Origin of the sequence: Paenibacillus sp. F4, from assembly GCF_002894905.1 — a bacterium.
In the GTDB taxonomy this organism is placed as follows: Bacteria; Bacillota; Bacilli; order Paenibacillales; family Paenibacillaceae; genus Paenibacillus; species Paenibacillus polymyxa_B.
Map to the genome: position 1 here is coordinate 37,659 of NZ_POVS01000003.1, position 20,705 is coordinate 58,363.

Sequence of the window (20,705 nt, forward strand, 5' to 3'; positions counted from 1 at the left end):
ACATATCCTTTCGGTTTCATGAAAAATGGGACTATATTTCGACAAAATGATTCAAAGGGCTCACTTTGTTAGAAAATAGTAGTAGCTTTAATGTTGTGATTTTGTTCACGAACATGAATGGATAAGTGTGGCTATGTGAACTCAATTTATGTTAATGTGCAAATTCTAAATATCATGCAATTTGTTGACAATAGAGTATAGTGACCTTTGGTATCTGTACAGGCAATGATATGATGGTACTACAGATGTAATGAAACAAATTCTACAGTCAGTTTGGAGGATTACAGGATGGGAAAAACGAAAAACACGAAAACCGCAGCAGCTTGGTCACTTGTTATGATGGGAGCGGGCTTTGCTGCTACGTTACCTTTTCAACAATTTGGCTGGGCCCGTCTTTTGGCTGGATCTTTTGAAGCTGGACTTGTTGGAGGATTGGCAGATTGGTTTGCCGTAACCGCGTTATTCCGTCATCCGCTGGGCATTCCGATTCCACACACAGCGCTTCTCCCCAAAAATCGGGGAAAGCTGACCGATGCCTTGGTTAACACGGTCGAAAACAATTTACTTCATAAAGAAAGTATTGCATCTAAAATTGCCGATATTCGGCTGGCCGAGCTGGTGCTGAAAAGCGTGGAAAAAGGAATACGCACGCCCGAAGCGGTCACTTTCATAGATGTCCTTGCCAAGCGACTTGTCCGCTCGCTTCCGCTGGCGGAGCTGGCCCCGGTGATCGCGACCGGGATTAAGAGGCAGGCGACTGAATTCGATATGGGGCCATTGCTAGAGGCACTCGCCCGGCAAGCTGGTGAGCGGAAGTATGACCAACGGGCGTTGGATTATGCACTGGAGCAGACGGAGTCCTGGCTGCTGCGGTCAGACACCGGGGGTATACTTGGCACCCTGGGGATGCAGGCTGTTAGCGGCTTGCAGGTCAGCGGGCTCATGCAGTTTGCCCTGAACGCCTTCCTTGGCTATTTGAATGAGGAGCGTATGGGCGAGATGATTCGTCACTTTTTGCTGGACCGCGTAGCAGAGCTTCAATATGAAGGACATCCGCGTCGTCAGGCCGTCCTGGATGGTATCAACACACAGCTGATCAATCTGGCAGCCAAAGATACGGTCAGGGAGGGGCTGAATCACTGGAAAAACACCTTTATTGATTCTTGGGAAGGTGATGCAGCTATATCAGGGAAGCTCGAAGAGCTGCGCCGTCATCTGCTGGATTATATGGAGGACGCCAGTTATGTAACGACATACATTGTACCTTTACTGGATCAAATGCTGTCTGATTTATGGAGAAATACGGAGCTGCTGGACAAGATCAATTTGTGGATCGTAGCAGGTATTACCGGAGTAGTGGAAGCAAACCACAGCCAAATTGGTAATCTGGTCCGTGAAAATGTGAATAAAATGGATGATGCTTCACTGATTGCTTTAATGGAGGACAAGCTGGGACAGGATTTACAATGGATACGGATTAACGGTGCGCTTACAGGCTTTCTGATTGGAATTGTGCTTACCGGGGTTCGTATGTTGCTTGAATAGCACGGACAATCTGTGCAGAGGAACGAAGAGTGAAAATTGTGTAGATAAAGGTTGTGAAACTATGAGGATTGGTTACCATCCAATGCTGCTGGTTCAAATGAGAGCCCGGCAGAGTTGTGTTGATGTATGGTACCGGATGACAAGTGGATGAGTAAGCGGAGATTTTTTTTAATTACGCTGTCATTCCTGATCGTAATTATCGGCCTGCGTTTGCTGTGGTTTGATTATTACCACAATCAGGATTATCCCCGGGCCAAGGCGGGAATCCTAGATCTGAGGGGCCTGAATTTGCAGGAGATAAAGACCCTACCATTAAATGGTGAGTGGGAGTTTTATCCTGGAACTTTATCTTCTCCTGCCGAACTGAAATCCTTATTTATGCAGAAGCAGCGCCAGACCATTCAGGTACCAGGATTATGGAGTGAGTCCGTATCTCCTGTGGATCATAAGGCATATGGGGTTGGAACCTATCGGCTGCTTATTTTGAGTGACAAACAGGAAGACACTTTATACGGACTTCGGATCGGGAGAATTAGTACGGCATCCAACATATTTGTCAACGGCCGTTTAGTAAGTCATAGTGGCCAGGTCTCTAGCAAGGTCGAACAGCATACAGGATCAACCGTTCCGTTCTCTGCTATGTTTGATACGAACAGGCAGGCCATGGAGATTGTCATCCAGGTATCCAATTTTGATTTTTCCGCCAGCGGAGGAATTGTGAAGCCAATCATTTTCGGAAGCGCGGAGGCTGTGAATAGCCGAACCAACTTCGCGATCTCGATGCAAATTATGGTTTGTATTATTTTGCTGCTTCACGGGTTGTATGTAGTCGTTATATTTTTTATGAATCCAAAAAAGAAGGCGCTTCTGTATTTTGCGGGAATTGTAGTCTGCACGGTATTATCCATCCTGACAGACGATGACAAGCTTTTAATAGACTGGTTCCCCATCAGTTTGAGTCTTTCGTTAAAAATAACCATACTTTCCTATATAGGAATAGGTATGTGTGTACTGAAGCTGGTGCAGTCTCTGTTGGTTCGATCCCGCATCATTCAGATTGTTTTTATAGGCCACTGTTGTTTTGCGGTTACGGTTTTATTTGCATCTACATCCAACCTTTACGCATTTTTGTTGGCTCTTATCGCATTTTCAGGCATTACCCTATGTGTTACGGTTCCAACATTTACCTTTCTTAGAACATTCAGAGGGCAAAAAGAGGCTATTTTTCTGTTGCTGGCATCCCTTAGCATTGCTTCCAGCATACTGTGGGGCGTGTTCAAAACGAATGACCTCCCCTATTACCCTTGGGATATAGTGCTGGCGTTTGTGGCGTTTGCATCCTATTGGTTCAAACGGTTTTTTAATACGAATGCCGAGCTGAGAAGGCTGTCGGACAGATTGCAGCGCGCTGATCAGGTGAAAAATGAATTTTTGGCCAACACCTCTCATGAGCTGCGAAATCCTCTGCATGGGATGATCAATATAGCACAGACCGTGCTGGAGAATCAGGGCGGCGTCCTGGATGAACCCAACAGGAGAAACATGCAATTGCTCGTTACGGTCGGTCGCCGTATGTCCTTATTATTGAATGATTTGCTGGATGTTACACGTCTGCGTGAAAAGGATATTCTTCTGGAAAAAAGAAGCTTGAAGCCCCAGGCTGTAGCCTCGGGTGTGTTGGATATGCTCCAATTCATGACAGATGGTAAGCCTCTAAACATGGTGGTCAACATCCCTGCTGATTTTCCAAATGTATTAGCGGATGAAAACCGAGTAATCCAAATCCTGTTCAATCTCCTTCACAATGCGGTTAAACATACTGCTGAGGGGACCATTTCCGTTCACGCACACATCCAAGGTGAAATGGCCAGTATTCAGGTTCGCGACACTGGCGTTGGGATGGATGAGGATACGCAAAAGCGAATATTTCGTCCATATGAACAAGGAAATTCTCATTTGACGGTTATTGGGGATGGGCTTGGACTAGGGTTGAGCATCAGCAAGCAATTGGTGGAGCTTCATGGGGGATCTCTGAGTGTAAGCTCTAAACTTGGTCAAGGCTCAACCTTTTCTTTCACACTACCGCTCGATCCCTCACCTATCCCAGACGAATCACGAGATAGCGAGCAGGTGTGTATGGATGAAGAAGCAGGTACTGCTTTTATAGCTGTCCAGAATGAAGCTGTGATGCAGGTTGCGGCAGGCTCTGCACGGTCTGCCATACTCGCAGTAGATGATGATCCGGTTAATTTAAGGGTGTTAGAGGGCATTCTCGCTTCGGAATCGGAGCCTTACGACCTTGTCACTGTAACCAGTGCCCAGGATGCCCTGCATAGGCTGGATCACCGGGAATGGGATTTAATTATAGCTGATGTCATGATGCCCCAAATGTCGGGTTATGAGTTAACTCGGCGTGTGAGGGAATACTTTAGCATTTCCGAGCTGCCTGTGTTGCTGTTGACGGCACGTAGTCAGCAGGAGGACTTATATACGGGATTTCTTGCTGGGGCCAACGATTATATTATGAAGCCTGTAGATTCCATGGAATTGAAATCCAGGGTCCGTGCTTTGACTGATGTTAAAAAGTCCGCAAGGGAACGGCTTTGGATGGAGGCGGCATGGTTACAGGCGCAGATCAGACCCCACTTTTTGTTTAATACCTTGAATACTATTGCATCCCTAAGTCATGTGGATCACACCAGAATGGTGAATCTTATTGAAGAGTTCGGTAAATATTTAAAATCAAGCTTCAATCCTCAAAATCTTGATAGAGTCGTATCACTGGACTATGAGCTTGCTCTCCTAAAATCCTATCTTTATATAGAGAAGGAGCGTTTTGGGAGTAGACTAGATATTGTATGGGAAGTAGACGAACAGGTATCCTTACTACTGCCGCCGTTATCCATTCAGCCACTTGCGGAAAATGCGATCAGGCATGGTATCATGAATCGGATAAATGGAGGAACATTGTGTATTCGAATTCAGCAGCAGGAGGATGGCACAGAAATAGCCATTATGGATGATGGTGTGGGCATGAGTCAGGAGGAGCTGGATCGTCTGCTGGATCCTCAACAAGAACAGTATAGCGGTATTGGATTACGGAATACGGACCGACGTCTGAAGCAAGTATTCGGTAAGGGGCTGTATATTAGTAGTCATTCCAATCAGGGTACAACGGTGAGCTTCCATGTTCCCCGGGCACAAAGGCAAGAAACTTAATATCTCTGTCCCGTAGGACCTCTATACAGAACGAGGCGCAGCAAGTGCCGGTTCTGATGGGGTTCTACGGGTCCGGAGAATGACTCTGGCCGTGAGACTAGGCATGTGCCATTTGCCACTCTATAAACCAATTCGTAATTTGTTCATTGGGCTTCTCATGAAGTTCTTCCCATAAGACGGATGATAACAAATTATACCACTTGTTAACTGAGCTATTTTTGTTCATATCAGCATAGATTTTCATTAATCCCCAGTAGGCTTCCTCAGCTTGGGGGTGACGACTACAGATGCCCTCATAAATAGAGACCGCCTCTTCTGGCTGGGCGTTCCCTCTATACCACTCTGCCATTTTTAATGCTGTGGATAACCACATTTTATGCAGTCTTTGGCGTTCACTTTCAACCCACCAAAAATCATATTCCTGTAAATAGTCCCCTTTGTAAAGCTCCATCATTTTTACATAATAGGGGATAGATTCCCTGTTCATCTGTGGAGCCGATGCCAAGAGGGACTCCCATCTTTCTGTATCTAACAGGACGTTTTGCGTATGCAAAATATAACCACCATTAGTGTTGGAAATATCTAAAAAGGAATGATATGGCGCTATCGTTTTTCTAATGTAATAAGCCGCAGTATATAAAAGAGAGTAGGCTTTATCTTCTTCATATTCCGGCCATAGTAATTCAATCAAGACTGATTTGCGAACCCATTGGTCATGATTTTGGAGCAGGTACAAAAACAACTCCTGAGTCTTTTTGGTCCTCCATTTAAGAACAGTGGACTGCTGATCCGGCAATGTGAAGACGATATGTTGAAAAACCTGTAAATGAAGAAGGGAAGGCTGATCCTCAGGGATGGAGGTAGCTTGATCGTCAAGCTTTAGAATGCGATTCATGGTTTTGATGAGACGTTCTGTCGTGACCGGTTTGAGCAGATAATCCAGCGCATTAAGCTCGAAGGCCTGGATAGCGTACTTATCGTAAGCCGTAACAAATACAATGTGAATATGGGGTTTGTGCTCCAAAATTTGATTTGCTAATTCAATTCCACTGATCTCGGGAAGTCTTACATCCAAAAAGGCTATGTCTATATTATCAAGTAGAATATAGTCCTTAGCCACGAACGGATTCGTAAAAGCTCCTGCAATATGTATGCCTTGTAACTTGCCAAGCAGACGCTTCATATAATCCAAAGCTAACTCTTCATCATCGACAATAACAATCCTTGTCAATTTCTTTGATTTTTCCACGTGTGCTTTACTCCTTTTTAGGCAGATACATCTTATTATATAGGATAACTTGGCTGCGGCTATAAGCAAAAAGTTGTAGAAGCAAAAAATTAAAATAAAAAGGCGGGCTGCGATGGACCATCGTTAAGATGGATGATCGCAAGCCCGCCTGTTAGAATGTACTAAACTTAAAGCTTGAATAACAGTATTGGACGTATATTTACAGAACCCAACGTGTGATCTTTTCCAGCGGTTGTCTGGATTTTTCCCGCTTGGGTTCATGAGCGCGATAACCGAAGGCAGCAATGACTGAAATATCGAGCAGCCCGTTCTCCAGCAGTCCTTCTTCCTCCAAAATGGCATGCACCTGATCGTAGTTAAAGCCCTCAATTGGACAGGAATCAATACCGATCTGAGCCGCCGCTGTCATCATATTGCCTAAGGCAATGTAGGTTTGCTTGGAAGCCCAGTCAAATAACGTACGTTCGTTTTCCAGTAAGCGTTGATTTTCACCCTGGAAAATCTTATAGCGGCCTGTCAGTGAGGCAAAGTCCTCCTCAGACATACCTTTAACCTCTTTATACATATACTCTACGTAAGGAGAATCATAACGAACATCCTTGCGCGCCAAAATCAGGACGACGTGGCTAGCCGCAGGAATCTGCTTTTGACCGCCGCTGGAAACTGCAGCCAGCTTTTCTCTCAATGCCTGATTTTGTACAACTACAAACTGCCATGGTTCAAAACCAACGGAGCTTGGAGAAAGTCGCCCGGTTTCGAGAATGAACTGAAAATCCTCTTCTGGTATGATGCGATTGGGATCGAATTCTTTCGTGGCGTGCCTGAACAGAAAGGCGTCCAGAATTTCTTGTTTTTTAGCTGATGTATTAGACATAAAATGTACTCCTTTTGATATGGGTTTAGTTGGTACTCTATGGGTTTTCTGCTACTATAATGAGAGCTGATATCGAATATATAGTTATCATATATAAAGTTTTTGCAGGGAACAAGTACGCACATATTTGTTCCTTGTCATACGTCTGGGGCTATTGGTTTACACATTCTACAGAAAGAAGGGGTATACATGGCACAGGAGATGGAACATGCAGTTAGCGTTAATTTTGGATGTCCGGTAGCGAAAACCGTCGGGGTTATAGGCGGCAAATGGAAGGGAGTCATCTTGTATCATTTGACCACAGGACCGCGGCGCTATAACGAAATTCGACGGACCTTGCCTAATATTACACAGCGGATGCTAACCTTGCAGTTGCGTGAATTGGAGAAAGATGGAATTGTGCACCGTGAAATTTATAATGAGAACCCACCGCGTGTGGAATACTCGCTTACACCGTTGGGAGATACGTTAAGGCCGTTGCTGGATTTTATGAGAGACTGGGGGATCTTCTATGGAGAACAGGGTTGCGAGCCCGTGACGACAACTTCCAAATTAGGCAGCACTTTTGTTAAAGGGCATGAAGAAAGCCCGCCAAATGATTTCATGGAAGACGCATAAGAAATCATTAGCGGACAGAATAAGGTCTGGGTTATTTAGATAAAATGTACACTTATTTAAACTCGATGGCTTCGTTCATCTGCGCCCAGGCCGTTTCTCCAATGATGCCCAAGCGCCAGATAGCGATTCCTTTGAGGTCATAACGTTTGGCTAAACCGATCTTGGCGTTAACGGTGCTGTCTTTTTCGCTACCCATCGAAATCCCCAAAATGAGCTTGTCCCGCGAGGTTTCCTTCAAGGCCAGTTGTATGGCTTCATCCACTTTATCCAAAGGCTCAGGCGTAGCCTTTTGTCCGTAATCATAGGCCATGATGATCAGATCGTCCGCCAGATTGCCCAGCGTTTTGTAGTCATAGCCAGAGTAAGAGCTGTTCAATGGATGCAGAACGACGGTGAGCTTGAGCCCGGCCTGATGCGCTTTGGCCGATAGCTTTTGAATAAAGGCGTTGTAGTCTGAACGCGCTTTGGCTTTATCGCCGCTCCAGCCCAATCCTTCCAGGTCTAGCGTAATGCCTTTAAATTGTTTGTCGGTGGCGGTGCTGACGATTTGAGAAATGGTTTGTTCTTGAAGCTGCGCATTTTCCAAAACCTTGGTCAACTCGTGATTGCCATCTCCGGAATAGACCATCAGGTAAGGGGAAGTCCCCTGGCTGTCTGCCTCTTGTACAATGGACTCCGGCGTTACGGTTCCAGCGGCTTGAGGCCATTTGTATTCCTTGCCGTTTGTCGTAAATTGTCCGTTCGTATCAATTCGACTCCAGCCGAAGGCAACTGCGTTAAAATCCGGTATTTTGGATTTTTGGTCAAAGGAAGACAGCGCATAGAAGCCTACTGTATACATAGCTTCACGTGGCGATGTAATGGAGACTGTCCGTGTTCCCTGGTTCCAGTTCACCGTGGCTCCAAACTGCTGCCCGAAAAAGCCCAACGGAATCATCGTGCTGCCGTGCACGGTTTGCGGTGCGGCTGTTAGTTGAACCGTTTGTCCGTCTACTGTGGCATTGCGGCTACCCATTTTTAGAACCACCCGCTTGGTTGCAGTGCCCTGTGCTTTGGTAGCGATGATGCTTTGGCTAGCTTGATCCCATTTCACTGTAATGCCGAGAGCCTCAGAAATAGCGCGAAAGGGAACCATGGTCGTGCCGTTCATCATGGCAGGTTGTACGGGGAATGGTAACGGATATCCGTCCAGCATAATGCTGACCTTGCCAGCCTCGGCTTGTGCCAAGGGACTATAGACGCCCGCTGCGGTACTCAGAAAAATAGCACTAGATAACAGAGCCTTATTTACGATTTTCATCCTATGATCTCCTATGCTCAATAGATTGCAAAGCTATTATGCTAGAATCGTGAGGTTGCTACCATTTTACCAAAAAAATGATAGATAGGTGAATGTGAAATGAATAGGATGAGATGAACCCGAGTATATCTTAGCGTGGTATTACGTTTTGTTTCCAACCATGATAAAGACTCTTACGGAATAAAAAACAACCATTGACGGCTATTAGGCCATCAATGGTTGTTGGAGTGTCTTTCTTGCTACTTGTCGATCAGATTGGTCGTCTTGAGCATTCTGGCAATCAGCGCCGTCACTTCCGCACGCGTCATCGTGGCTTGTGGGCTAAGCTTAGCACCGTTGCCTTGGATGATGCCTGCTTCAATTAATTGTGCCACATCCGCTTTGGCCCAGTTCGATACGCTTGCCCCATCTCCATACTGGGACAGTGCAGAAGTATCCTGACCAGCCGCAGCTTCGGATTGGATTAGGCGGTACGCGCGGGCAATCATCGAGAAGCCCTGCTCTCTCGTGATTTGCTTGTCGCTATAGAAATTGCCGTCTTCATAACCGCGAACGATATCAAATTCATTCGCAATGGTGACCGCTTTTTCATACCAGGCGGACGCCGATACATCGGGGAAATATGGTTGCGGTGCATCCGGACGCATCAGGCCCAGACCCGTGACCACGATCTCCGCGAACTCGGAGCGTGTTACACTGCGATCTGGCGAAAACGTGTTATTTCCGTTTCCTTTCAGATCCAGTCTTGCCGCGATATTATTGACATCCTCTCTGCCCCAGTGCGTTTTCACATCATCAAAATCCTGCGGATTCCAGATGACCGAGTAAGTGCCGTTGCTGCGCAGATCGTTGATTTGTGCAAAATAACGGTTGTTGATCTTGGTCACTACGGTTGGCATGTGATATACGCTGCCATCCGGGTTCACGATGACACCTGTTGTAATCCGGTTCGGATCGATGCCTTCCGGCAGAGCGATATACTTCACTGCATATCCGTTCAACTGGTCGGATCTCATTGTCTGTCCGGCACGACTAAACGTCAGATCCAGATCAACTGGATCCACCAGCAGCTCATAACCAGTCGCGGCGGCCTTGCTCTTCGCGGAGGTGATAACGCCTTCCGCAGAACGTTTAATGTCGATACGAACTCCAATATCGCTCAGCGCCGCATTGCCCAATTTATCAGCCACGGAAGACAAGTTCATTTTCCCAGCAGGTACTGGATAGATCGCCAGCAGGTTACTGACTTCCAGGCTTGCTCCTTTGTCACTCAATTGCTTAAGGTTGTCTGCTGTTAAACCGTCTACCGTCATATCGCCTTCGTTCGGCGAGTGAATTGCCAGCTTTTGAGCTGTACCTTGCGATGCGGCATCGGTCAGCTTGTCCGGGTTACCCTTAACCGATGTTACGGTACGACCGCCTGTAGTCGATACAGTACCGGTTGCGAACGGATTGTCATTGCCGTTCAAGGTCACGTCGAGGGCACTCTTTGGCGTTTCTGGGGTTACCGTTGGAGTCGTGCTTCCGCCGCCACCGCCACCGCCGCCGCTTCCACTGCCACTGCCACTGCTGTCTTTGTCGTCATCGTCATCATCATTTCCGCTGTTATTTCCACCTTTAAATGCTCTGAAGACGGTCAGCGTATACAAGGTTTCCCTGCCGTTAGCCGTTACTTTAACAACAATCGTGTTTGTACCTTCATTCAATGGCAAACTATCACTTGCTGTTCCGTTAGCTGCATCCGTCCACGAGCCATTGTTGAGTGAAATTTCAACCTTGGCGTTCGGATCCAAACCGACAAGTGAATCCAGTGTTGGTGTAAGATACACGCTGTACGTTGCAGTAGAAGCGGTGTAGTTATACGTAGTTCCGTTAAAAGCTGGAGACAACCCGATCGATGTTCCATCCGAGCCCTTTAACTCAAGGCTGCTGAGCTGTGACGACTCGTCCACTACCGAGTCTACAACAATAGTCTTGGAAGCCTTGGACACTTTTTCACCCTTCACTGCTGTTACATCGACAGTATATGTTCCGTCCGGTAATTCCGTTGACGGGATAAAGCTCCAGTTTCCATTGCTGTCTATTTCCACTTCTCTGGTCTCAATCACATGGCCGTTCTCATCCTTCAATTCCACCAAAATTTTCGTTTCCGGCTCGGTTACGCCCGTAAACGCGGGCTTGGACTCGGTAACCGTTGAATCGCTTGGCTCATTAATGCTCAACGCAGGCCCTGAAGCAGATACCGTCAAATCTTTTTCTTTCGTCGCCTTCTTGCCGTCTTTGACGGCAGTAACCTCAACTGTGTAGCCGCCATCCTCAAGGTCTACACTCGGTGTAAACGACCAATTGCCGTTTTCATCCACAGTGGCAATGCCACCTGCGTTTGGAACCTCGTTGCCTTTTGCATCTTTAATGACTACTGAAACCTCTGAACGAACCTCGACGACCCCTTTAACCTCCGGTTTACGGATTTTCACGGTGTCCCCGCTCGGTTCGGTGATTTTCAAGCTATCAGAAAATGGATTTACTAGTTCTTTTCTGGCGGTTTCCAGAGCTCTCCGTGCTTCATCTACTACCAATTGAGAGACATTCGGATTCTCAAATACTACTTTCGCAGCATCCAGCTTCTCCTTGTACCCTGCCCAGCTTTCCGAAGTATAGTCTGTCTCTATTAAGCTATCAAACAGATCTATCTCATTCTGCAGCGCACGTTTGTCTATGACGGTCAACCCCAAGCTTACAACCGAGACTCCTGTTGGAGTGCCCGCCTGCGCCTTGGGCGTTACTTCAAAGAACAGATACTTACCGCTATCCGCATTGGTGATCGTATAGGTCAAGCCTGTTGCTCCAGTAATCGGCGTCTTGTCACTGCCGTCGCTTTGGCTGCCGCTATACCATTGATATACCGACCCGGTTACGTTTTCTAAATCACCTTCGGCATCCGAGTAGGTGTAGCTTCCCGTTACCGTTTGTCCTGCCTGTGCAGTACCGGTGATGCTAACATCCGTTGCAACAGGCGGAGTCCCGGCCGTACCAAAGAAAACATCATCCATAAAATTTCCAGTGTTGGCAGCGCCTGTAGCAGAAGATACGGCTGTGAAAGCGAAGCGGGTCGTCGTTTGACCTTCAGGCACGATATAGTAACCTGTATAGTAGCCCCACTCCGTGTTTCCGTCAGACATCGTAAACGAATTCGAATATGGGCTGTTGAGTGTCGAAGTTCCTGTACTGTTTGTTGTCTTCGTATAGGTAATATTGGTGCCGCTGATTTCTGATACGGATAAAGTAGTTTTCCCCGACGGTTGTGTGAAAGTTGCGGGAGCTCCCATCTGCAGCTTCATCACATCTGTTCCTCGATTCCCTCTGTGGGATAGATGCCAGACCAGCACTTGACCAGGCGTTGTCTCGACATCCTGATACAAGGTAGAATCATAATAGGCATTCAACTCTGCATGTTGCTGCCCGTTATATGCGGATACTCCACCGTTAGAATGTGACCATATTTCAATATTGTGGTCTGGCGCGGATGTTTTCCATGCTATAGATGGATTAGAATCTTTAACTATGTACCAATTGGTACTGGAATAAGCCGGCTCTTCAAAACTGCCATTTGCAAGCAGATTGACATTCGCACTCTCAGCGTGAGATGCGGGGGTAAAGGAAAACGCCTGCACGGCAATCAAGATCGACATCGGCAAAGATAATTTGTTCTTTTGATTACTCCAATTCATAGCTACTACGATCTCCTCTCTTTTCCGATCACTCGGATTCGCTGCTTATAGCTCGTCCATATCACTCTGTCAACGAATACGGCAAGAGCGATGTCACTACTTTTGTCCTGTTTAATCTCAATTTTCTAAAACGATTCCAGACTGCTTCGATACGTGTTATCCATCTAAACGATAACGATGTTTTATTCTGTTCCTATTGTTGTCCCTCCCCGTCGTAATCTGATACAAAAGTACTAATTTCTACACCTTGCGAACATGCCTGATCGTAACAAATGAATCTCTACAAAATCTCTACAAAAATGCAGAACAGGCTTTATCAGCATATCTCGTTACAGTCACGTCGAATGTATTTCAACCATATTGTAAGATCAAAAAACAACCATTGACGGCCTCAAGCCGTCAATGGTTGTTGGAAAACAGTAATCAGAACAATTTTAGATTACTTGCGGCGCTTGAGTGCAATACCAACAGCTGCGGCACCAAGAACGACTGCAATGATCGAGAGGACGAGAGCTGTCGTTTGTGCAGCAGAACTGGCTGGAACAGAAGCGGCAGGTGCAGCTTCTACAGCATTGTTCGAAGCAGGTGCGGGGCTGCTGCTATCTTTAGTCGTATCTGTGCTCGCGTGACCTGCTGCCGTACCCGCCGAATCGTGTCCGCTGTCTGCGGCAGGGGCAGGAGTTGCGGATGTGGCATCCGCCGTGATTTCGGTAATGGAATGTGGATTATTACTTCCTTCGTCACCTGTCCATTCCACGATACTTCCGTCACTGTAATACTGGAAGGCGTCCCAGGCTGCTGCGGTATTCTGGTCTGCATTTTGCGCTACAAAGCTGAAACGCTGATACTGACCCGCTTGAATGCCGTCTTTTTCAGTCGTCCAGGTCACGGTGGTTACTTTGCCAGAGCTGTCTTTTTCGGTGGCTACCTTCCAGTCTGGTACAGGCTCGTATTGTTTGAAAACGACCTCTTTCGGAATTTTCAAGGCGACTTTGGTGGTTGGAATGTTTTTTTCCACGGGTACTTTCAATGTGTACGTTTCCCACGCATTAGGTTGTGAAACAGAAGGCTTGACTGTCACATGTGCACTGGCCATACCTGCAAAAAGTAAGGCACCCGCCGCAATTAGACCCACAGAGGTCGCAAACCTGGAAAATCTAGATTTTGCTGTTTGAATCGTTGTATTCATATTCAATTCGCTCCTTTTAAACATAAAATAATTATTTTTTACCGCCTACATGCAGGGTGAATTCAGCATCAACCGCATCGAGTGATGCCGTCAGAGCATGTACTTTTACCGCCCATGTTCCTTCGGAGGTCATCAATTCCTGACTGCGGAATGGCTGTTGCTGCTTCACGGGCAGGACAAACTCCTGTTGATCTTGGTCAGGGTCTGCTGGAGTAAGCGTTAATGTAACCTGCTGGATTCCTGAAACGGCAGCACCCTTGCTATCCTGAACGGATACCTTAAATTCATTGCTGCCCACAGCATTAGGGCTGACTGCAAGTGTAACGTTATATTCGCCCGTAGTGCGAGTCTCCTCAAACGGTACAGCAGGTGCCTGGCCGGGTGACAGGTGAGTGAGCACCGCGGTCAACAGCATCACGAGCAGGCCGACGGACACCTCGGCACGCAATCCCCGGGCGGCTTGCTTGCTGGGCGCCGCTTGCCGTGCGCTGCGGAACTGGCTGGCCGCGAAGGCCAGCATGACTAGCAGCAGCGCTGCCTTGCCGAGCAGAACGAGTCCATAGGACGTGTTCAGCAGCATGGAGGGAGCCGGAATGTACAGCACGGCTCCATATATACCGGTGGCAAGTAGCGCTGCCACCATAGCAATGCCCCAGCCGGCAAAGCGGCGCAGGGCGGCTTGCCGCAGAGTTGCCCGCTCGGATACGGGCAACTCCGCTCCGGCAACAGGCAGGCACACGACCATGACGGCAAGTGAGCCGATCCAAAAAGCTGCTGCTGCGAGATGGACAAAGTCCGCCGCAATGGCCGGAGCTGGGTGGGTAGCCGCTGCCGGATGACCGACAAAGGCTTTGGACAGCATGAGGCATAGCGTTAGGAGAGCTGAGCTGTAGCCCCAAAGACGGCGCTGGCGATCCGAAATGCTGTAATCCAGCGCGTAAATCAGCGTTACGCTTAGGAGCAGCACGAGAATCATCTGGATAAACCAAATTTGCCCGGCTCCAGTAAATTGGAGAGCTTCTCCCAGAATCGGGAGTGAGAAGCCCTCCCTGATGGAAACCCCGGCATCCCATGAAGCCTGAAGGGGCAGGCTGATCAGAATGGCGGCAGACGTTATGCCGTAGCCGCTCCATAGCAACTTAGTCCAGCGGGGCAATGTGTCAAAGGGCCGCTGATTTTGCTGATGCTGTTCACTTCGATTCTTGTCTTGGCTTATGCTTGGTAAGATGAACAGCCGGAAACAAATCGCTCCAAAAAGCAGCGATAGTCCTATGTAAAGAAACCAACGGACAGCGATTAAGTCGATTCGTGATGTCCCTGAGCCTTCAGATACGGCAGCTTGATGGGTAGGCGCATTGGAACCGCTGCCTACTTGAAATGGAATAACTCCATTAACCGGATGTCCGTCTGCGGATAAAGCTCTCCAATTGACGGAGTAAATTCCATTTTTCACCCCTGGAATCAATTGGATTTCCATGGTGGCTTTGTGATTCGGGTCAAGCTGTGCTTTTCCTGTGTCGACCCGCTTGCCTGTTTCATCGGTCACTTTGATCGACATGAAGGCAGATTGCAAATCTTCATTGAAGGTGATGGTCACCTGAGAAGGCGACTTGTCCAAAACCTGATTTTCGGTCGGACTGGATTCAATGACAAATGCATGAGCCCACGAAGAGTGAGGAAACAGGATCAGAAGGGGGAGACACAGCAATAAAAGACAAGCCACACGGGCTGGTCTGGACAGGTACAACATGCCTGTGAAGTCACCTTCTCTCGATTACTTGAAGCGAGGATATCCCCATTTGTAACATTTTATACGGACAAACCCATTCCTATCTTAATCATAGTGCATATAGCGTGAATAGATGAAGTGAATTATGACATTTATATGAAATTTGAAATAATAAGCATTATACAAAATGCCAATCATATGAAAACCCCTAGCGTGGTTGAATTCAGGACGATTTCAACCACGCTAGGGGCAAAGAGGAAGAGCCAATGAAGGAATTAGTGCCCTGTTTCCATGAAATCCGTGAAAGCAGGTTGCTTATGTTGAATATAATGGATAAAAGTAGCCGTTAGTTTGGGATCGAATTGGCTACCCGAGCAAGCACGTAGTTCTTCAATGGCCTCCTCGAACGTTTTGGTGGGTTGATAGGGGCGCTCGGTTGTCATCGCATCAAAAGAGTCGATGATCGTCAGCATCCGACATAAACGTGGAATTTGCTCGCCCTTAAAGCCAAACGGATAACCTCCTCCGTCATAACGTTCATGATGTAGCTCCACAAAAGGAACCAAATCTATGAATCGTTCGTTGGCTTCGACAATTCGTTTGCCCCACATGACATGCGCTTGCACCATCTGCCATTCCTCACCAGACAGCTTCTCTTTTTTATTGAGAATATTCCAGGGAATCTCCAGTTTACCAATGTCATGAATGAGGGCACCTAGTATGAAACGCCGCTTATCCTCTGGTCCGAGTTGAAGCACATCGCTCATGTCTGCTGCATATCTGAATACCCGTTTGGAATGCTTGAAAGTGTTAATATCCTTGTACAAGAACAAATTAAGCTGCTGCTCAAGATCCCGAATATCCTGCCCCAGATCGACCTCGCGCTCCACTTCATTTAAACTTCCGTGCGTATGAACGATGTTTTTTCCCTGTTTCTTGGCGTAGTACAGGGCTTTATCCGCCAGATCAACCAGTTGTGATTTGTCGTAGATGTCAATGCGGCTTTGTGCAATGCCTGCGGAGAAGGACAGACAGCCGTGTGGAAAAATTTCAACACCCTCATAACGAGAATCATTTAATCTTTTTCGAATAGCATTGACTGTTTCATATGCTTGTTCAGCGGTATGACCGGGCATCAGCAGGGTGAATTCTTCTCCACCATAGCGGGATACGGTGATGTGGGTGCCGGAGGTTTCCTTTTTAAGAAACTCACCGAGAAATCCCAGTAGCTGATCGCCTTTGAGATGACCGAAATGATCATTGTATTTTTTGAAATCATCTATATCAATCAGCGCCAGACTGAGAGGAGTATTCTCGGATCTGGATATATTTAATTCAGCTTCAAGTGTATTTTCAAAGTAGCTGTGATTGTATAGCCCTGTTCTGCGATCCATGTTCGCTTTTTCTTCGATTTCCCGATACAGCGTGAACATTTGCTTGAATGCGTGAGACAGGAGCATGCTTAGCCCAAGGAACAGCAAAAGTCCTAAAATGCCGTTGTTATAAATCAGTGTAGTCAATACCAAAGACAGAATGAGTGTACATAAGTATACGAGCAGGGATTCAGCCAAAAAAGCCTGTTTAAGCTCATTGAAGGACCCTTTGTATGCGATATAAAAGTAGATACCCAGTGTAATTGTGTTCACCGCAAAGTAGCAGATCAACGCCAGCAGGTAGGAAACAAAATGATCTTGGTTTAAAGCTCCCTGCGTTCCGCCGCTTAGTTCAAATACTGCTGAAGACAGGAAAATGGACAGTGCGTAAATGGAAAAATTGACGGTATGTTTCCACCAGGACAACTCTGTGTGCCGGAACATAGCGATGATTACATTTAACAGCAAAATCAGGATGGCAATTTCGGTGCCATGCACAAAAATACAAGCCAGATACACGGAGGAATCCATGGACTGCTTGTTACTGGCCGGTGGTAGCTGGAATGTAAAATGCTCCAGAATCAGAACGGCTCCCAGTAGGGAATAGATCGTGACCCACTCTGTTGTCGTATAGTGCAAAAAGGACCATTGGTTCGTATACAAGAGGACGATCACGCCTACCATACATATGGAAAACACGTATATTCCCGTCGCGGTAACCCGTTCTTGCAGCTTTTTTATTATACTCATCATTTCTTCTCCTGCCTTGTCGTATCTTGATGTCAAAGCTACCAGGGGTGAATGGGATAATTTACAATTTTGTAATCGAAAATTTCACATGAAAAAACAGGCCGGAATCCAGCCTGTTTTGTTGAGCCTGTGCTTCCTTTTTTTCTTATCGGTGACTAGCCCCCGATTTTGTAACCGGAAGTCAAAGCAATTATGACAGAAGCCACGATAATAGCATTGATAATCACACGGGAGTATTTCAAGTTTTTCATAGGGTTCCCTCCCTTCCTTGGAATAAGGTGTGCACTAGGCGTGGCGGGGATTGGTTTCTTGCTGCTTATCCTTAGTTCTCTTCACGACCATAATGCTTTGGATAAACAGGAACATCCCGAAGTTCATGACAACATCTCCAATACTAATTACCTGCGTGCGGGGATAGGGTTTGGAGAGAGGAATAATGTCACCAAGCAATGATAGACGCGTGCTCGCATCCATCATGTAATGTTTCGAGATGACACTTCCGGATTTAAGCATATCTGTATAATAGGGACCCAGCACCTCCGAAGCGCTCAACGAGACCGGCATCCTGCCGCCATTCACCGCCATAACGATAAAATTCATCAATACGCCGATTATAATAAGCTTGAATCCCTTATGATGTCTGTTCAACCAGAGAAATATCAATCCAACCACGTAGACTCCCATAAATAGATACCCGTTAATGGCTGCCAGCCAAGCCCACTTTTCCTGGGCATAAAAAATAATGAATTGTACCAGCAGCAGCACAGGGAACATCCAGCCGGCTATAAGGCGAATTTGACTGAAACGGATCAGACCTTGCCGCCAGCCTCCTCTGAACAGACCTACAATGAGACCCAGTAGCACTCCATCATAGACCATTATCATTCTCCAGATTCCACAAATTTTTGTTTTGGTTACCGTATAATTCGACCTGAAATTGGTAAATTCCTGCCTGATATATAGCAGTTTTGAAAAAAAAATGCGGATTAGCGTGTAATTATTCGAAGCCAGACGAAATGAGTGATATCATGGTGTATTGAAGTAATTATTTATATTTTTGTGAAAAGGATGATTATTATTATGAACCGGTTATCCAATACTGTTATGGTTGCCGCAGATATGACCAAATCGCGAATATTATGGATCGCCTTTGTCCTGGGTGCATTAAGTGCTTTCGGGCCGTTGTCCATAGATATGTATTTGCCGTCGCTGCCTACATTAGCCGACAATTTACATACGACCACTTCACTGGCGCAGCTGAGTTTAACCGCCTGTCTGTTGGGACTGGCCGTTGGCCAGATCGTTGCTGGTCCGCTTAGCGACGTAAGGGGTCGCAGAGGACCGCTGGTGATCTCGCTCATTCTGTACGCTGCTGCTTCGCTGTTATGCGTGTTTGCGCCGAATATCGGTATGCTCATTGCGCTTCGCTTTATTCAAGGGCTTACGGGGTCGGCGGGGATCGTGATTTCCAGAGCTGTAGCCCGTGATCTTTACTCGGGCAAAGAGTTGACACGCTTTTTCTCACTGCTCATGCTGGTAAACGGCGTGGCCCCCATTGCTGCACCAGTTCTGGGCGGTGTCATTTTAAACTTTGTTTCCTGGCGTGGCGTATTCATGGTGCTTTGTGTAGTCGGCGTGGCTATGCTGATTGCCGTCGTATTGGGTTTGCCAGAAACGTTGCCAACTAACCGCCGCTCGTCCGGTGGCTTGAAGCAGACGCTAGGAACACTCGGTCATCTGTTTGCCGATCGACGCTTTATGGGCTATGCCCTCTCACAGGCGCTGATTACAGGAGCGATGTTCGCGTATATCGCTGGCTCACCATTCGTGCTTCAGGATATTTTCGGGGTTTCCCCTCAGACGTATAGCATCATTTTTGCAGTGAATGGTTTGGGGATTGTACTGTTTTCGCAGTTGACGGGTAGACTCGTGGGTCGCTTCAGCGAACGACAGTTACTCTTGTCGGGTCTGGTAATTGCGGCTGTAGCCGGAATCAGCTTGCTTACTGTAGCCTTTACCGGAGGTCAATTGTTTGCTGTTTTAGTTCCTCTGTTTTTTGTCGTTTCCTGTGTAGGGATTGTAAGTACAACGACGACTTCATTGGCAATGCAGAGTCAGCAGCGCTCCGCGGGCAGTGCGTCCGCCATGCTTGGTTTGTTGCCTCTATTGCTTGGTTCCATCGCTTCACCGCTAGTAGGCTTGGGGAGTGGAACAACCCCCGTACCGATGGCGGTCGTTATAGCTATAGCCGAGGTTGGTGCGCTATTAAGCTTTGTCGTATTTGCTAAGGAAGCACGCTCAAAAGTTTAAAGTAGGGCGAAAAAGTGACATTTTTCTGGAATGTTGACATACCCCATGGGGGTATATTATGATAGGGGTATAACAAATGCATAAATGCATATATACACCACACAGGAGGCTGATGTATGGCTGAGGAGCAACCTGTTTCCCACACTGAAATCCATGAGAATCACTGTGGAACAGACGGGGAAAAGACAGTTAGAAAAAGTCATCATTCGGCAGAGTTCAAGAACAGCCTTGTATCCCGGTTGAACCGTATTGAAGGTCAGGTTCGCGGAATTAAGGGCTTGATTGAGAAGGATACCTACTGTGACGATGTACTGAACCAGATTGCGGCTGTCCAGTCCGCACTGAATGGTGTCGGTAAGCTGCTGCTGGAAGGGCATATGAAAAGCTGTGTCATTGAGCGCATGCAGGCAGGAGAGCAGGAAGTGATTGACGAGCTGCTGGTTACGGTCAAAAAGCTAATCCGTTAAGAGTAGTATTCATACACATTATGGGTACGGAAGTATCCCTGAGGAGGAAAAGAAAATGGCACAAGTTACATTGAACGTAGAAGGCATGAGCTGCAATCATTGCGTGAAGGCAGTAGAAGGAGCTTTGGAGAAAGTTGGCGCTACCGGCAAGGTCAGCCTCGAAACGAAACAAGTGAATGTAGAATATGACGAGTCCAAGCTGAACGTTGAAGCTCTGAAAACAGCCATTGAAGACCAAGGCTATGATGTTGTTTAAGCTGAAGATGTTTTATGTGTGAAAAGATTTGTTTCGAAGGAGAAGCTTCCATATTAGAAGCTTTTTCTTTTTGGATATGATATACCCCGTGGGGG

At 47.0% G+C, this 20,705-nt stretch carries 14 protein-coding genes; 6 read left to right on the plus strand and 8 right to left on the minus strand.

What is annotated here, in order from left to right; all coding sequences use genetic code 11:
• The first annotated feature begins 288 nt into the window (after positions 1-288).
• The gene (locus C1T21_RS00195) at positions 289-1,545 is read left to right on the plus strand and encodes a DUF445 domain-containing protein (protein ID WP_103046722.1); all 1,257 of its coding nucleotides are present in this window, start codon (positions 289-291) and stop codon (positions 1,543-1,545) included.
• Positions 1,546-1,692: 147 nt separating this feature from the next.
• Positions 1,693-4,764: a hybrid sensor histidine kinase/response regulator gene (locus tag C1T21_RS00200; protein WP_103046723.1), complete on the plus strand. Its 3,072-nt coding sequence runs from the start codon at positions 1,693-1,695 to the stop codon at positions 4,762-4,764.
• A 97-nt stretch (positions 4,765-4,861) separates the two neighbouring features.
• On the opposite strand, the gene C1T21_RS28270 is transcribed toward C1T21_RS00200, so the two are convergent.
• Positions 4,862-6,013, minus strand: coding sequence for a response regulator (locus tag C1T21_RS28270; RefSeq protein ID WP_103046724.1), 1,152 nt, complete (start codon positions 6,011-6,013; stop codon positions 4,862-4,864).
• Positions 6,014-6,212: 199 nt separating this feature from the next.
• Positions 6,213-6,887 (minus strand): NAD(P)H-dependent oxidoreductase, encoded by a 675-nt coding sequence (locus C1T21_RS00210; protein ID WP_103046725.1) that lies wholly within the window; start codon positions 6,885-6,887, stop codon positions 6,213-6,215.
• A 189-nt stretch (positions 6,888-7,076) separates the two neighbouring features.
• Between C1T21_RS00210 and C1T21_RS00215 the strand changes: the two genes are divergently transcribed.
• Entirely contained in the window at positions 7,077-7,505 is a 429-nt protein-coding gene (locus C1T21_RS00215) for a winged helix-turn-helix transcriptional regulator (RefSeq protein ID WP_258012315.1), read from the plus strand.
• A 52-nt stretch (positions 7,506-7,557) separates the two neighbouring features.
• Here C1T21_RS00215 and C1T21_RS00220 read toward each other — a convergent pair whose 3' ends face one another.
• The 6 genes from C1T21_RS00220 to C1T21_RS00245 all read right to left on the minus strand — a co-directional run bounded on the left by C1T21_RS00220 (position 7,558) and on the right by C1T21_RS00245 (position 18,456).
• Positions 7,558-8,805 (minus strand): stalk domain-containing protein, encoded by a 1,248-nt coding sequence (locus tag C1T21_RS00220; RefSeq protein WP_103046726.1) that lies wholly within the window; start codon positions 8,803-8,805, stop codon positions 7,558-7,560.
• Positions 8,806-9,044: 239 nt separating this feature from the next.
• Positions 9,045-12,536 carry an S-layer homology domain-containing protein gene (locus C1T21_RS00225; RefSeq protein ID WP_103046727.1) on the minus strand — a complete coding sequence of 1,164 codons (3,492 nt, stop codon included), beginning with the start codon at positions 12,534-12,536 and terminating at the stop codon, positions 9,045-9,047.
• Between the two features lie 439 nt (positions 12,537-12,975).
• Positions 12,976-13,725 carry a YcnI family copper-binding membrane protein gene (locus C1T21_RS00230; protein ID WP_103046728.1) on the minus strand — a complete coding sequence of 250 codons (750 nt, stop codon included), beginning with the start codon at positions 13,723-13,725 and terminating at the stop codon, positions 12,976-12,978.
• Positions 13,726-13,756: 31 nt separating this feature from the next.
• Complete coding sequence (locus C1T21_RS00235; RefSeq protein WP_103046729.1) at positions 13,757-15,475, minus strand: copper resistance CopC/CopD family protein; 1,719 nt, start codon at positions 15,473-15,475, stop codon at positions 13,757-13,759.
• A gap of 254 nt (positions 15,476-15,729) precedes the next feature.
• Entirely contained in the window at positions 15,730-17,580 is a 1,851-nt protein-coding gene (locus tag C1T21_RS00240) for a bifunctional diguanylate cyclase/phosphohydrolase (protein ID WP_103046730.1), read from the minus strand.
• Positions 17,581-17,862: 282 nt separating this feature from the next.
• Positions 17,863-18,456: a DUF5317 domain-containing protein gene (locus C1T21_RS00245; protein WP_103046731.1), complete on the minus strand. Its 594-nt coding sequence runs from the start codon at positions 18,454-18,456 to the stop codon at positions 17,863-17,865.
• 201 nt (positions 18,457-18,657) lie between these two features.
• Between C1T21_RS00245 and C1T21_RS00250 the strand changes: the two genes are divergently transcribed.
• From C1T21_RS00250 to C1T21_RS00260, 3 genes are all read left to right on the plus strand, one after another.
• The gene (locus C1T21_RS00250; protein ID WP_103046732.1) at positions 18,658-19,887 is read left to right on the plus strand and encodes a multidrug effflux MFS transporter; all 1,230 of its coding nucleotides are present in this window, start codon (positions 18,658-18,660) and stop codon (positions 19,885-19,887) included.
• Positions 19,888-20,003: 116 nt separating this feature from the next.
• Positions 20,004-20,354 carry a metal-sensitive transcriptional regulator gene (locus C1T21_RS00255; RefSeq protein ID WP_103046733.1) on the plus strand — a complete coding sequence of 117 codons (351 nt, stop codon included), beginning with the start codon at positions 20,004-20,006 and terminating at the stop codon, positions 20,352-20,354.
• Between the two features lie 55 nt (positions 20,355-20,409).
• Entirely contained in the window at positions 20,410-20,610 is a 201-nt protein-coding gene (locus C1T21_RS00260; protein ID WP_013308457.1) for a copper ion binding protein, read from the plus strand.
• The last annotated feature ends 95 nt before the right edge of the window (positions 20,611-20,705 follow it).

Coding starts and splice junctions, on each gene's coding strand:
- C1T21_RS00210 (WP_103046725.1), bottom strand. CDS start 6,887: ATGTCTAATACATCAGCTAAAAAACAAGAAATTCTGGACGCCTTTCTG.
- C1T21_RS00245 (WP_103046731.1), bottom strand. CDS start 18,456: ATGGTCTATGATGGAGTGCTACTGGGTCTCATTGTAGGTCTGTTCAGA.
- C1T21_RS00240 (WP_103046730.1), bottom strand. CDS start 17,580: ATGATGAGTATAATAAAAAAGCTGCAAGAACGGGTTACCGCGACGGGA.
- C1T21_RS00250 (WP_103046732.1), top strand. CDS start 18,658: ATGAACCGGTTATCCAATACTGTTATGGTTGCCGCAGATATGACCAAA.
- C1T21_RS00220 (WP_103046726.1), bottom strand. CDS start 8,805: ATGAAAATCGTAAATAAGGCTCTGTTATCTAGTGCTATTTTTCTGAGT.
- C1T21_RS00200 (WP_103046723.1), top strand. CDS start 1,693: ATGAGTAAGCGGAGATTTTTTTTAATTACGCTGTCATTCCTGATCGTA.
- C1T21_RS00195 (WP_103046722.1), top strand. CDS start 289: ATGGGAAAAACGAAAAACACGAAAACCGCAGCAGCTTGGTCACTTGTT.
- C1T21_RS00255 (WP_103046733.1), top strand. CDS start 20,004: ATGGCTGAGGAGCAACCTGTTTCCCACACTGAAATCCATGAGAATCAC.
- C1T21_RS00215 (WP_258012315.1), top strand. CDS start 7,077: ATGGCACAGGAGATGGAACATGCAGTTAGCGTTAATTTTGGATGTCCG.
- C1T21_RS00230 (WP_103046728.1), bottom strand. CDS start 13,725: ATGAATACAACGATTCAAACAGCAAAATCTAGATTTTCCAGGTTTGCG.
- C1T21_RS00260 (WP_013308457.1), top strand. CDS start 20,410: ATGGCACAAGTTACATTGAACGTAGAAGGCATGAGCTGCAATCATTGC.
- C1T21_RS00225 (WP_103046727.1), bottom strand. CDS start 12,536: ATGAATTGGAGTAATCAAAAGAACAAATTATCTTTGCCGATGTCGATC.
- C1T21_RS00235 (WP_103046729.1), bottom strand. CDS start 15,475: ATGTTGTACCTGTCCAGACCAGCCCGTGTGGCTTGTCTTTTATTGCTG.